The 13,209-nt window shown below is 30.8% G+C and carries 11 protein-coding genes; 5 read left to right on the forward strand and 6 right to left on the reverse strand.

The genetic code is table 11. The features are described 5' to 3' along the window. Positions 1 to 112: 112 nt before the first annotated feature. The gene (locus FNW21_RS14975; protein WP_144257563.1) at positions 113 to 1,333 is read left to right on the forward strand and encodes an immunity 26/phosphotriesterase HocA family protein; all 1,221 of its coding nucleotides are present in this window, start codon (positions 113 to 115) and stop codon (positions 1,331 to 1,333) included. A 112-nt stretch (positions 1,334 to 1,445) separates the two neighbouring features. Here FNW21_RS14975 and FNW21_RS14980 read toward each other — a convergent pair whose 3' ends face one another. Beyond that, positions 1,446 to 1,937: a thermonuclease family protein gene (locus FNW21_RS14980; RefSeq protein WP_144257564.1), complete on the reverse strand. Its 492-nt coding sequence runs from the start codon at positions 1,935 to 1,937 to the stop codon at positions 1,446 to 1,448. 97 nt (positions 1,938 to 2,034) lie between these two features. Here FNW21_RS14980 and FNW21_RS14985 point away from each other — a divergent pair, with 97 nt between their 5' ends. The 4 genes from FNW21_RS14985 (at position 2,035) to FNW21_RS15000 (ending at position 3,867) form a co-directional block, all read left to right on the forward strand. After that, positions 2,035 to 2,838, forward strand: a complete 804-nt coding sequence (locus FNW21_RS14985) for a hypothetical protein (protein ID WP_144257565.1) — start codon at positions 2,035 to 2,037, stop codon at positions 2,836 to 2,838. 68 nt (positions 2,839 to 2,906) lie between these two features. Further along, a complete protein-coding gene (locus tag FNW21_RS14990; protein ID WP_144257566.1) occupies positions 2,907 to 3,359 on the forward strand; it encodes a DUF5675 family protein in 453 nt (150 codons plus the stop codon). A 12-nt stretch (positions 3,360 to 3,371) separates the two neighbouring features. Next, positions 3,372 to 3,635: a hypothetical protein gene (locus FNW21_RS14995; RefSeq protein WP_144257567.1), complete on the forward strand. Its 264-nt coding sequence runs from the start codon at positions 3,372 to 3,374 to the stop codon at positions 3,633 to 3,635. Further along, positions 3,625 to 3,867, forward strand: a complete 243-nt coding sequence (locus tag FNW21_RS15000) for a hypothetical protein (protein WP_144257568.1) — start codon at positions 3,625 to 3,627, stop codon at positions 3,865 to 3,867. Before FNW21_RS14995 ends, FNW21_RS15000 begins: the two co-directional genes overlap by 11 nt. Positions 3,868 to 5,044: 1,177 nt before the next feature. Here FNW21_RS15000 and FNW21_RS15005 read toward each other — a convergent pair. The 5 genes from FNW21_RS15005 to FNW21_RS15025 all read right to left on the reverse strand — a co-directional run bounded on the left by FNW21_RS15005 (position 5,045) and on the right by FNW21_RS15025 (position 13,176). After that, positions 5,045 to 5,812, reverse strand: coding sequence for a nucleotidyl transferase AbiEii/AbiGii toxin family protein (locus FNW21_RS15005; RefSeq protein ID WP_144257569.1), 768 nt, complete (start codon positions 5,810 to 5,812; stop codon positions 5,045 to 5,047). A 3-nt stretch (positions 5,813 to 5,815) separates the two neighbouring features. Next, on the reverse strand, positions 5,816 to 6,103 hold the full coding sequence (locus FNW21_RS15010) for a DUF6922 domain-containing protein (RefSeq protein WP_144257570.1): 288 nt from the start codon (positions 6,101 to 6,103) through the stop codon (positions 5,816 to 5,818). A 532-nt stretch (positions 6,104 to 6,635) separates the two neighbouring features. Next, positions 6,636 to 7,940, reverse strand: a complete 1,305-nt coding sequence (locus FNW21_RS15015) for a 5-methylcytosine restriction system specificity protein McrC (RefSeq protein WP_144257571.1) — start codon at positions 7,938 to 7,940, stop codon at positions 6,636 to 6,638. After that, positions 7,930 to 10,062, reverse strand: coding sequence for an AAA family ATPase (locus FNW21_RS16460; RefSeq protein ID WP_235889649.1), 2,133 nt, complete (start codon positions 10,060 to 10,062; stop codon positions 7,930 to 7,932). Before FNW21_RS16460 ends, FNW21_RS15015 begins: the two co-directional genes overlap by 11 nt. 24 nt (positions 10,063 to 10,086) lie before the next feature. Continuing rightward, the gene (locus FNW21_RS15025; RefSeq protein WP_144257572.1) at positions 10,087 to 13,176 is read right to left on the reverse strand and encodes an N-6 DNA methylase; all 3,090 of its coding nucleotides are present in this window, start codon (positions 13,174 to 13,176) and stop codon (positions 10,087 to 10,089) included. Positions 13,177 to 13,209 lie beyond the last annotated feature (33 nt).

Raw genomic sequence — 13,209 nt, forward strand, 5'->3', positions numbered from 1 at the left:
GTTTGTATTTGGAAGATTTGGCAAATCCGAAGAATGGGCTTAATTTAGTCCCAAACTGCTTGTAGCGCGGGGACGTTAGGCGTCATTTTACCCGAAAAAAATCCGAAGAAGAATGAATTTTGAATTATCAAATAAAGAAAGAGAATATTTTGGACTTGAAAAAGTAAAACCAAATTGGGAAAAAGTAATATTAAAAGGCGATACTTATAGTGAACCGAGCATTTTGTATTTTGAAGATAATACAATAAAAAAACATATAATTTCAAACTCAACTCAATATGTAGAATACCAATATGACGAACTGACAAAAAACAGAGAAATCATATTGCCAAAAACAACTAAAGGAAAAGAACAAAAACTGACTGCATCTGTTCTATCAACAAAAACTCCAATTGGCGTATATTTCTCATTAAATAACTTCGGATATTTATTAATTGGAAATCACACGACTAAAACAACTTTTTATTCAAGTTATTGGGAAGACAAAAAACAAAAACCAGAAAACAAATTGGATTTTTGGGTTGATGATTTTATAAAAAACTCGGATGAACATCATATTGAACAAATTAACGCTTTCAAAAATGCTAAAAAGAAAAATATAAAATATAAATCGGGTGATTTTTTTGCATACAAAATTGATAGAATGAATTATGGTTTTGGGAGAATTTTACTTGACATAAATAAATTGAGAAAAAGTAATTTATTAGAAAAAAACCACGGTTTAAATTTATTAATGGGAACACCAATTTTAGTAATATTATATCCATTTATCTCGACAGAAAAAAAGATTGATATCAAAATATTAGAAAATCTAACGGCGTTGCCGTCAGATTTTATGATGGACAATCATTTACATTATGGAGAATATGAAATAATTGGTTATAAAAAACTTGAGGAAAACGAATTTGAATATCCAATGTCTTATGGTAAAAGCATAAATTATGGTAGTACAAATGTCTTTCTTCAATGGGGTTTAATTCACAAAGAACTACCAACTTCTAAATTCAATATGTATATTAATGGAGAAAATATATTTTTACCAGAAAATAGTCCTTCAAGATTTATGCAAAATCCTTACGGTTATTACTCTTGTGGATTTAGCACACACTATTGGAAAGTTGATTTAGTAGAAACAATAAAGAATAACAACATTTTTGATTTTAATCGTGAGCCTTACTATAAAACAGAATTTGACTTAAGAAATCCAAAAAATCAAGTGTTGAGAAAAGAAATTATGTCTAAATTTGGCTTGGATACAAGTTTAAGTTATCAAGAAAATTGTAAAAAAACAGGGACAGAAGAAACAGTAAAAATATTAGAAAAATTAAAATAAATAAAAAAACGAACGCCTAACAGCGGTTTAGTCTTATTACACCTGTGAAGTATATATTTTATTGGCACTCACGAAAATTAAAATTCATTTAGTACAACATAAGTACAACAAATCAAAAACTTTTTACAAAGCTATAAATACCAAGACTTTTAAGCTGCGCTTGGCGGTTCATTACTCGGTATTCCGCTAATCTTCCACAATAATAATTATGGGTTGCTTTTGCATAACCATTTTGCAAAAGCAAATCATTTAAACATTCCCCACTTGGCAAAATCACATATCCCAATTGCCTGTTCCAGTAGTCATAATAATTCTCCTGTTCTGTAACGATAGTTACAACTGTTTTTGGCGGTGCAACCGACAAAACGAAGTGTAAGGATTGTAAACCAAATTGAAGCAATAATTGGGCAGGTAAACTGCTTTTCTCCTCGTCCTCTTTCATTTTCCTATTTAACTTTACTTCTGGTGCATCTAAACCATAATGGCGGATTTCTTTTTTCATTTGAGTGAAACGATTGCAAATGATTATGCTATCTCCGTCAAGGACTTCTTCAATTTGCCAATGAGTTTCCACTATGTACGGTGCTTTTGCGTTATATTGCATTGATTTACAGTATTTTAAGTTATTGATATTCAAAGATAATGATTGAAATTTGTCTTATGAATTTAATCTTATTATTAACAACTTAAATCTTTAAAAGATGGCAAGACAGAAAGGCGTTTTGAAGTATGTAGGAACTCTCGGTGATGTTCGACACTTCAAAATTAAAGGACAAGAAGGTTACTTTGCAGGTATGGTCGGTGGACCAACTGGTGACCAAGTAAAAACGGCTCCTGAATTCGAAAGAACTCGGGAAAATATGAATGAGTTTGGCGCTAGCGCTAAAGCTGGTAAATCAGTTCGTACTGGTTTATCTCAATTGATGAAACAAATGTCAGACAGTCAAGTTACTGGGCGTTTAACTTCAATTATGAAAAAAATCAATTTGGAAGATCAAACCGAAGCCAGAGGTTACAGAAAAATTGAAATCACTTCACAAAGAAATTATCTTAAAGGTTTTGAGTTTGACAAAAACATTTCTTTTAATGGTATTTTCAATGCTCCTTATTCATTAGCTCAAGGAGTTGATAGAGAAACTGCCGACTTGGTAGTTCTAACGTTTAATCCTGCTAATTTGGTAAATGCTCCTTCTGGTGCAACTCACTTTAGATTGATTAATGCTTTAACTGTTGTTAGTGATTTTGAGTACAATGTAACCACTAATAGCTATGAGCCGATGGATCCAGTTTTGAATGAAGTAAATGACATTCAATATTCAGGTTTTTTGGATTTGTATGGAATTGTTCCAGATACAACAATAACTGCAACTTTACCTGGTGGAGCAATTCCATCTGTAAATACTTCAGTATTGCAATGTATCGGAATTGAGTTCTACCAGCAAGTAGGAGCAAATTTTTATCTTTTTGCAAGTGGTAACTGCTTAAAAATCGAGGAAGCTTTTTAGTAATCTTTTCAGAAAATCCCTCGAATGTTTCGAGGGATTTTTTGTTTTAAAACCAATCTATCCTAATTATGGAAACTAAAATAATAAGAGTTGCACAAGGCAAAGAAAGTACATTGAGCCAGTTATACATTAACGGAATTTTTCAATGTTATTTACTAGAAGATAAAATAAGAGCCGTTAAAATTCCATCTGAAACGGCTATTCCAAATGGTACATTTTCATTGAAATTGAATACACACGGAGCTAAAAATGTGGATTATAAAAAAGCTTTCGGAAAGCTTCACGAAGGAATGATTGAAATTACTGGATTACCAAATTTCAATTTTGTTTATATCCATACTGGAAACACCATAAAAGAAACTGCCGGTTGTCCTCTTTGTGGTTTTGGTTTTCAATTTGTTGATGGAAATTTCCAAGTTTCGCAAAGTGTTGCAGCTTACAAAATGATTTATCCAAAATTGGCTGCACTAACAAAAATTGAAAACAACAAAATAATTATTGAAAATAATTTTCAATTCTAAAAAGTTCTAAAAATGGAAAATATAAACATCATCGCAACACTTTTTGGAACTCTTATCACATTATTACTTTCGATTGTGGCTTATTTTATCAAGCAATTACACACCGATTTCAAGAGTATGGAAAAAGATTTGGTAGAAGTAAAAACGATGGCTTTAATCATCAAAACCGAGTTTAAAAGTGGTAACGATTTACTTAACCAGAAAGTAGAATATTTAGAAAAAAGAGTACAAACTATTGAATTAACAATCTTAAAAAATCAAGATTATGAAAAATAAAAAATTAAATTTAGTTGAAAGAGTTAATGCTCCAACTCCAAAATGGTTTAAAATTCTTCGCACTGTCGGAATTGCTTTGGCATCTGTTGGCGGTGTTATAATCGCCTCGCCTGTTGCCTTGCCTGTTGGATTGGTTTCGGCTGCTGGATATTTGGTTCTTGGCGGTAGTATTATTTCGGTAGTTTCCCAAACTGCTGTAAAATCGGAAGAAGAACCCAAAACAAACCCTTAAAAACGGTTAAAAACCACCTTTTAAGCTCCGAATTTCGGAGCTTTTTTTGTTTTTGTCAGTTTCAATTGGTCTTTTGCTTTGCTTTTCTTCGTTTTATTTAAGTGGGTGGTTCATATTGCACTTATGTATTGCTTATGTAGCTTTCATTTGTCAATCAAAATCGTATTGGTTTATCAAAAAAAGAAATCCAAGTAAGCCCATAACTTCAAATTCATCACTGAACATTCCGATAAGACTTCAATTTGAGCTGTTTTTTTTAAACGAATGCCCTAACGGATTCGTCCTTTTGAAATCGGATGCTGTGGGCATTCGTTTGAAAAAAATTGCATCCTATGGGGTTTGGGGAAATGGAAGATTTCCCCAACTGAACTGACCTAGTGCGCTGGCAGTAGCGAAGCAAGTGTGTAGTTTTTTATTTGCTTATTCAGATGTTGAATTTTATTTTGTGTTTCTGGCAAATAAAAAACTATACTCTTGTGGTTTTTTTTTGTTTTTGTGGGTTTATAAAATTGCTTAATCCGTAATTCCACTAAACTTGATAAGCAATTTTATAAACTCACAAAAGCAATACAAATACTTTCCTAGTGCGTTGGCAGAAGCTCAAAGTAAGGGTATTCTTTTTTATTTGCTTACCGTGAACGTTGTGATTGGTTTTCTTGGCTGCTTGATGCCAATTAGTCAATAGAAAGATAAAACGCTAATGTTACTATTATGTTTGTTATGAAAACGCTAGGTATCAAGCAGACGGAAAGCCAATAATCTTGATGCTTCTGGCAAATAAAAAAGAATACTCTTACTGGCACTATTGGGATTGTGTGTATAGAAAATTGCTTTAAACAAAAAAAACAATAAACTCTTAAAGCAATTTTTATACTCACAATGTCAATATGAAAATACTTCCTATTTCTTTTTATGCGTTCCAATGGTCAGCGTCTGCTTGGTTTCGGAAGAAGTTCTGCGGAAAGATAAAAGTTGTATTTACCGAAAATGTTGTTGCGGAGGTTTACAATTGCTAGTAACGGCTGGCTTTGCGTCTGTTGGGGATTAAAGAGCCATAAACTTTCAGCTACACTAAAGAGTACAAAAACAAGACAAACATTCTAGTTTACACTAGTACCCCAATAGCGCAAAACCACCGTTACTAGCAGTTGTTTCAGATTCAATATGAGATAATGGCTTATTTGATTTTTATCCCTTTTGGTCCAGGAAAATCTTTGCCTAAATGGTTGTATAGCTTTCTAACTTTAGAACGCCAACTTATTTTTGCTTCAATCCACGATTTGCTTCCTTCGATAATTTGTATGGTATCGTTTGTGTGTGATGGAAACTTTGAATAATCGGAATTATCATCAAATTTTAATAGTAATTCTGGATTGTCAATAAGTGTTTTGTTTTTGCTTAAATCAAATATTGTTTTATGCTCTTCTTTATTGAATTTAAGTGTTTTAACTTTTAAATATTCGTATAAATCGATTAATGAAACAGTATCTGTTATAAAATCTAAATCGTAAATATCTTTCTTGGTAGAACGGTTTGATGTGCTGATTAATTTGAACAAACCAATGTCTTTTTTTGAAAGCAAACTTATCCCTTGATTAACTTCTACATCAAATAACTTCTTCATATTTTGAAGTAACTCAACTTTTATAGTTGTTTTGTCTTCTAAATCAAGAAAGAAACGTAGGAAACAATATTGGTCGTTTATATCACAAGGATCATCAAAGCTTTTTGCTTTGTTTCCAAAGTGATTTTTAACTTCGTTTTCGATGTTTTTAAATCCTTCTTTACCAATTATCTCATTACAAAAGAAATCAATATCATCTGAAATTCTATGATTGAATTGTAGTGCTAGATTTGTACCACCACCTAAAGTAAATTTTGAAACTGTTGGTAATGCCTGTAATTCAATGATTGCTTTAATTATTGCTGGAGTAACTGCCTTCATAAATTAAAGCGAAAAACGAAGAAATGGTTTTACCTTGTATCTTTTTGAAACACTTACACACACTTTGTTACTTATATTCTCTGTTGTTGCTTTTAAGTATTTAACAATATCTTTAGTAGAATAAAGTTCTTCTAATTTTAGAATATCTGTTTCAAATGTTTCTGGAGTTGTTGCAAACAAAGCCCTTGGGATTATAATAGCCTTATCTTTAGATAGATTAAGTTTACTATGATCCATATCCCAAAACAAGTGTTTGGGAAAAATTGTTGCTATGTTTACTGATTTGTTCACTATGCAAAATTAGTGAATTTAGTGTTATGTGATGCTGAATTATAAAAAATATTAACATTGACCCATTATAGTTCTATTTTGTAAGCTCAATTTTTTAGTGTTTTATTACTCTTTCTTGAAGTACCAAAATCAATTAAATCAGTAACAAAAAAAGCGAAACCCTATTGGCTTTTAGTATTTATACTAACTCTTTATATTTAATTACTTATAATGTTGTATTCTTGTTTTTTTGTCGCAAATATTGTATATAATTGCGACAAAAAATAAAGCTAAACACACTTTTTTTGGAGCTTTGGCAAATGAGTGGCTTCTGAATTGTAAAAAGTCTTTTATAGCAACAAATGAAAAAAATCATTCTCGCTATTGAAAATAAAATTAGCGAAATGAAGCAAGCAAAGATGTGAGTTAAGGAATACTTGGACTAAACGAGGATTTTGTGCAGCTGAATGAGATAATGATTATTCTAATTTTCTATAATACCAAAATCTAAATAAACACCTTTCTAGTTATTGTAAATCTATGCATTTTTGTATTATGATATTTTAGATGGAATTAATGGTATGTTTACTCCAATCTTATAAAACCTAACATACTTTTTAATACTCTTTTCAACTGAAGTTAAATCACTAAAATCATTTTCTGTTTTGTTTAAATCAGGATAGATTATTAAGCAATCAATATTTTCATCATGATTTTTTTCTAAAGCTTTATACACTTTTTTTAATCTAGCATACCCGCTTATTTGTCTAAAATCTTCTCTGCTAATTCCTGTATATCTGTATTGTGGCTTGTATTTAGCATCGATTATCATTTTATATTTTCCTGAATTTAGTAAGTAATCTAATTCATGTCCTTTACAAATGAACTGAAATTGTAATTCATTGTGTTTTGGGAACTCTTTTTTTAATAAACCTAACACATACAACTCAAACAATTTGCTCATGTCAATCCAAAATGGTGGTGTTGAAATGGTGTTCTTTTCGGTATTTGAAATGTTATAACCAAAACGTTTTATTATGAGTTTTGCTAATCGAGTTGCTTCTGCATATTCTTTGTAAAAAGCATTTGTTTTTGAATGTTTTATCTCATTCAGTTCCACAACTTCGGAAATGTTCTCGAAAGCTGGAGTTATATAGTTGAATAAATCTGTTGTGAAATCATTATGATTTAGTTTGTCGAAAGTTGGTAAATACCGTTTTACAAAAACTAATGCTTTTTTTAGCAAACGATTTTCTAAACCATTTACTCCAAACTCATCATAATTGCAATAGGTAAATAATTGCTTATTTTTTACGATGTTTTGTTTGATAGTTTTACCTACTAGAACCTTTCCTTTTACCCTGCTATTCAAATTGTGTTCAACTTTATAGTAGGATTTTTTTAATCCTTTACGAACTATTGTTTTTACTAAACTTAAATATTGAATTACCAATAATGGTGTTAGTAAATCTTTGACTTGATTAATCTCTATTTCTGGTTTGTTCCACTTTATTTCAAACAAATCATTCATTTCGTTTGAAGTTTCTAGGTACTTTAAAGAAGAAAAAAGCATTTTTATGTAATCTACTTCTTCTAAATTTATTTCTTCATTAGCGCTCTTTGAATTTAGTTTTGGAGCAATGTATATGGCTGATTTATCATCTAACCAATCCACACCAATACAATAGGATGTACTTAAATGGTATTGTTCGTTTTTTTTAACAATTGAATAGCAAGAAATAGCACCTCTAGGTTTTGAAAAGTCATAGTTGTAAGCAAGACCATTTAAAAGCTGTTGGTGTGTAATGTCTAAAGCATTATCATAATGCTCCCAATATTCTAATAGATTAGTTGTCAAATCTTTCTTTTAATTCTAAAATTGTTTTCTCTGCTTTCTCTAATAGAATACCGTCTTTGAGGTATTCCTCTAAAATTGGAACTATTTCATACTTGGCTTTTAGTTGCAATTCCGCATCATCTTTTACCATGAAATAACTATGCCCTAATTGAACTTGAGCTGCTTTAAAATCAGAAGCTAGTGTGTCTTTGCTATAAAATAGCTTACTAATTTCCTCAAATAATGCTTTAGAACTTGGGTTTATTATTACTTCTGCATTAGGTAAAATGTCTACAAAGGCAAAACGTCTTCTAATGGCATAATCAATATGTCCTACACTTCTGTCTGCGGTATTCATAGTTCCAATTATATATAAATTTGGTGGAATAATCAATGAATTTTCTCCGTCAATTTCATACATGCTTTCTACTTTTTTACCACGATATTCTAAAGCGTAAATTAATTCACCTAGAACAGCAGGAAGATTGGCTCTATTGATTTCATCAATTATTAAAACATAATTTTTTAGTTCTTCTTTTTCCGAAATGTTCGCAACAAAATCCAATTTATTATCCTTTAAAAAATTTTTAAATAAATCGAGAAGTCTAATATAATAACTGGCATGATGATGCGCTAAACCAGATAAGTTTTGATTGTGTTTTACATCTTGTCTATCATTGTTTCCATCCAAATATGCTTGCTTTATATCTTCAAAAAGCATTCTGTTTCCGTTTTCAGACCAACCAACTAAACCTTTATATCTAAAAGCATCTTCGTCTAGTTTGATAATGTTTACTGACTTTGTTATTTCTATTTTTTCATTTTTTTCCATTTCATCAGAGATGAAATCAATAAATTTTTCAAACTGTTCAGCCACCCATTTTTCTTTAGAAACTTCTATTTGTTCCTTGTTGCTATCGTTAAAGTTTTTTAATGCTTTTTTTGCAAACTTGGCTAAAATTTTATTTTCAGTAATGTACTCAATAACACCATCTTTGCTTTTTGCAGTAATTCCTCTAACAAAATCTTCATAAGAATAGGCAGGATGAAACTGTATGAGTTTTATATTCTCGTCAAGTTTTTGTTCCTTTTTTATAATTTTATTGTAAACATATTTAGCAATTGCATCTGTATATGGATAAGTACCATTTGTGCGGTCATTAGATTCCCATAATTTGTCCTTGATACTGATTATTATAGAATTGTAAGTTATCTTGTATCCTGTTGTATTATTGTAGAATTCGCAGTCTTTATTTGAAATATTTTTTATTTTATATTCTGTACGACCATTATTTGCAATACTCTCTATGCTATCATCTTCATTCAACATGTTTTTTACAAAATCATCATTTAACTCCTCTTTATCATTAAATGCTACTAACTCTTTTGCTAATTTTTCTGCAGTATATGTTTTACCCGTACCCGGTGGACCTTGAAGTATGATTTGTTTTTTGTTTAAAAGTATTTTAGATAATTCCATTTTTGAAAGTTGTGTTTGAATTGAATTTATGTTGCTATATAATTCATCGATAAAAGCTCTTCCTTTGTGCTCTACTTCTCTTGCTAAAGATGACCTTTCTCTTACAGTGTTTTTATCGCCATCCCATCTGAAAACTAATCTTGAAAAAAACTGCTTGGGTATTTTTTTACCTTTATTTTTAATTACTTCTTTTATCAAAGTAATAATATCATGCCAGTGATTGTTGTTTTCAAAGTTATGATGGTATTGCCCTGGTTTACCATCAGCAGTTATTAATTGCAAAAAACCAGTTTTATTATTGTTTGCAACCTTTTTTAAAAGCACTTTGAAATCAAGATCATTTTCTGGAGCTATGTCGTCAATAATTATTTTTTCTAATTCTGCTTCTCCACTTCCTTTTGCCCAATCATGCACATCAATATCTAACCAATAAACATCATCACCAAAATATTTTACAATATTTTTAGGATTTTTAACTGCATTTTGGTTGAGAATGTTTTTATAATATAGCTTGTTTGTTGTGTGTTTTATATCATTAAAAAAATAATCTACAATGACAACTTTTTGATTGTTTTTAAGTTCTTCCTCGGTTGTAATGTCTCTCTCAATAACTTTTAGTTTACTAAAAAATTCTATACATTCTAATAATTTATTTTGATCCATATTTAAGCTAGATTAATTTTCACATTAACCTTTTAATAATTTATCTGTTAATTTCAAACCAACAATTATTTCAATCATCCTATTAGTATTAAACTTGTTAAATTTATCTGCTTTGGTTTTATATTCGTTTTGATTGATTTCCCATTTTTGCATTCCCTTATAAATAATTTCTAAATCTATAGTCTGTAAGTCTAATATCATTTTGGAAACCGTGTTAAGTAATTCTATTTTCTCGGTTTCCTTATTGATAAATGGATGGTTGTATATTTTTAAAACTTGATTTATAGCTGCTACAAAATCTTTATTTTCGGGATTATTTAATGCTTCTAAAACTTCTTTTTCTTTGGCTGGTTGAATTGCAAATACTTCTCCATTTCCTCTTGCTATTTTTGTTAAATAGGGATTTTTAGCTAAATCTTCTTTTAACTGATAGGAATAAGTGCCATAATTAGAATTTTTGAAAGGATAAGCAAACTTAAAGTCTGTGAAAGTAGTAATGTGAAAAACTGTTTTTTGGGCAGCCACTTCACCATAATTAAGATTTAACTTTTTTTCAATTTGTTTTTGCATCAAGGCTAAATACAAATCATAGTTTGTTGCTTCAAACAAAGTATCTAATGTTGCAACTTCTTCCTTGACACCCCAAACTGCATCAATCTTATTTTTTATTTTTTGTTCGAACAAAGAGATAAGTTTTTTGTTAGCATTAACTAATTCTTGCTCTTCTTCAATTTTTTCAACTATTCGTATTTGATCACTGATTGAAGGAACTGGAATAATAACTTCTTTAATCTCTTTTAAATGGAGGTTTTGAACACCAACACCTTTTAATCTTTCATCAAATTGTTTTTTGCAATTTGTAGAATTGATACAATGAAGTAAATATTTAGGTATAAGTTTCTTTGTAGGTCTTAACAGTGCCAAACTAACATATATATCAAATGAAAGCTCTTTGTCGACTATTGCAGCAACTCCAGTTGTTCCGTTTTTAGCTAAAAGTACATCATTTAATTGTGGTGAAACCCGTTTTTGCATCTGCAAATGTTGGTTCTCATCAATATATTTTATGTTATTCCAATCTATTTTTCCACTAGTGACATTTTTTGATGAAAGAAAAACAACTCCTTTTTCAAAGTATGTTGGGGTTTGATGAGTACCATCCGTTATTTTTTCACAAACATCACCCAACTCTACCATTTCCCATTCCGGTTTTACAGCTATAGTTGGCTTGTAATTATTGACTACTTGTTTTGCTCCATCAATAATTTTTTGATACCCATTAATTTCATCTACTATTTGTTGTTGAATATCTAATGGTGGCAATGGAATTTCGAAATCTTTGATAATTTGTTGGGATATATTCGGCTGTCCGCCACCACCAGATAATGACACAAATTTTGCAGTTTGTTGTTTTAGAATGTTATACAAATATTCTGGCAACACTTTTTCGTTCGGATATATAGCACAAACTGCCTGATTGGTAGTTGCTTCAAATTTTAAAATACCAACTTGTCCAGCAGTTGCGCCATACATAGCTACTAAAACTGAATTTACAGGGAATAACTTTGCTGATGAGTTTTTTAATCCTTTTTCTGTTATAAATTCCTCTGAATTGTAAATATAACCTTGAGCTACCTCACCACTTTTTAACCAAGGAATGGTTCCGTTGTTATAAAATTCTAAATTACTTCTTAAAGGTGTTCCTCCTGAAGACGTTTTGAAAACATCACCAATTTTAACGATTTCAAATTCTGTTTGAGAAGCTTTAAATTCTATATACCTATCTACACTTAAAAGGATTTCTTTATTTTCTAGTATAATTTCCTTTTTGACTAATGTAACATTTGTATTATTTTCAATATCAAAATCTTTACCCGAAATGATTGCTTTTTTATATTCTGCAAATGTTAATAAGGCATTTGGCAAATCATTCTTATCGTGTTCACGGCGCTGTGCACCTAATTCAAAACCATCATTATCTATTTTTAAAAATAGAATGTTATCTGTTTTTTTAGCCAGTTGCTTATCAAGAATTAAAATTGAAGTTTTCACTCCGCTGTAGGGCTGAAATACACCTGCTGGTAAACTTATTACAGCTATCAAACTGTTTTCTACTAATATTTTACGCAGTTGTTTGTAAGCGGTTTGTGTGGTTGCAATAATACCGTTAGGCACAATAATTCCTGCTCGTCCTGCCGTAGTTAGATGTTCTGCCATATAATCCGTAAACAAAACTTCGGCTTTTTTGGCATCAATACTGAACTTTTTACTAGGACGAATACCGCCTTTTGGTGTCATAAATGGTGGGTTGGCAAGAAATACATCGTAGTATTCGTTCCAACGTGTTTCGTCTGTTAAACTATCGTATTCGTATATTTGAGGTGTTGTAAATCCGTGCAAATACATGTTTACTAAACTCAACCTAACCATATCGGGAGAAATGTCATAACCTGCAAAGTTTTCCATCATTCGCTTGCGGTCGTCTGGTGTAAGCAAATCGCCTGAAGCTTTTTTTGTGTTTTTGTCCACAATATGCTTGTAGGATGAAATTAAAAAACCTGCTGTTCCACATGCTGGGTCGCAAATGCTTTCGGTCTTTTTTGGGTCTATTAATTTTACAATAAAATCGATAATATGTCTTGGGGTTCTAAACTGTCCTGCATCGCCTTGACTTCCTAAAACCGATAATAAATATTCAAACGCATCTCCAAGCATTTCGCTGTGGTCATAACTAAACTCATTGATGGTTTTGAGGAATAATTTTAATGTTTCCGGGTCACGATAGGGCAAATAGGCATTTTTGAATATATCACGAAACAGTTGTGGCAAGTTTGGGTTTAATGACATTTTGGTTATAGCATCGCCATATAAACCTAACATTTCATGTCCGCCAAGTGCTGGGTCAAATATTTTTCTCCAACCGTATTTCTCGTATTCTCCGACAAAAAAAGAAGGATTGCCGCCGAGTTCTTCTGCTTCTAAATCCATATCGTCCATGAACTTATAAATAAGCGCAATAGTGATTTGTTCTACTTGACTTTTTGGGTCAGGTACTTTACCAACTAATATATCACGAGCTGTGTTTATTCTGTTTTTTGTTGTATTATCGAGCATTGTATTTGTTGCTATTTTGTTTGTTTAATTTGA

This window comes from Flavobacterium restrictum (genome assembly GCF_007097245.1).
Lineage (GTDB): Bacteria > Bacteroidota > Bacteroidia > Flavobacteriales > Flavobacteriaceae > Flavobacterium > Flavobacterium restrictum.

Bases quoted from the DNA above. Each gene is read 5' to 3' on its own strand.
- FNW21_RS14975 (WP_144257563.1), top strand. From the start codon at position 113: ATGAATTTTGAATTATCAAATAAAGAAAGAGAATATTTTGGACTTGAA.
- FNW21_RS14980 (WP_144257564.1), bottom strand. From the start codon at position 1,937: ATGCAATATAACGCAAAAGCACCGTACATAGTGGAAACTCATTGGCAA.
- FNW21_RS14985 (WP_144257565.1), top strand. From the start codon at position 2,035: ATGGCAAGACAGAAAGGCGTTTTGAAGTATGTAGGAACTCTCGGTGAT.
- FNW21_RS14990 (WP_144257566.1), top strand. From the start codon at position 2,907: ATGGAAACTAAAATAATAAGAGTTGCACAAGGCAAAGAAAGTACATTG.
- FNW21_RS14995 (WP_144257567.1), top strand. From the start codon at position 3,372: ATGGAAAATATAAACATCATCGCAACACTTTTTGGAACTCTTATCACA.
- FNW21_RS15000 (WP_144257568.1), top strand. From the start codon at position 3,625: ATGAAAAATAAAAAATTAAATTTAGTTGAAAGAGTTAATGCTCCAACT.
- FNW21_RS15005 (WP_144257569.1), bottom strand. From the start codon at position 5,812: ATGAAGGCAGTTACTCCAGCAATAATTAAAGCAATCATTGAATTACAG.
- FNW21_RS16460 (WP_235889649.1), bottom strand. From the start codon at position 10,062: ATGGATCAAAATAAATTATTAGAATGTATAGAATTTTTTAGTAAACTA.
- FNW21_RS15025 (WP_144257572.1), bottom strand. From the start codon at position 13,176: ATGCTCGATAATACAACAAAAAACAGAATAAACACAGCTCGTGATATA.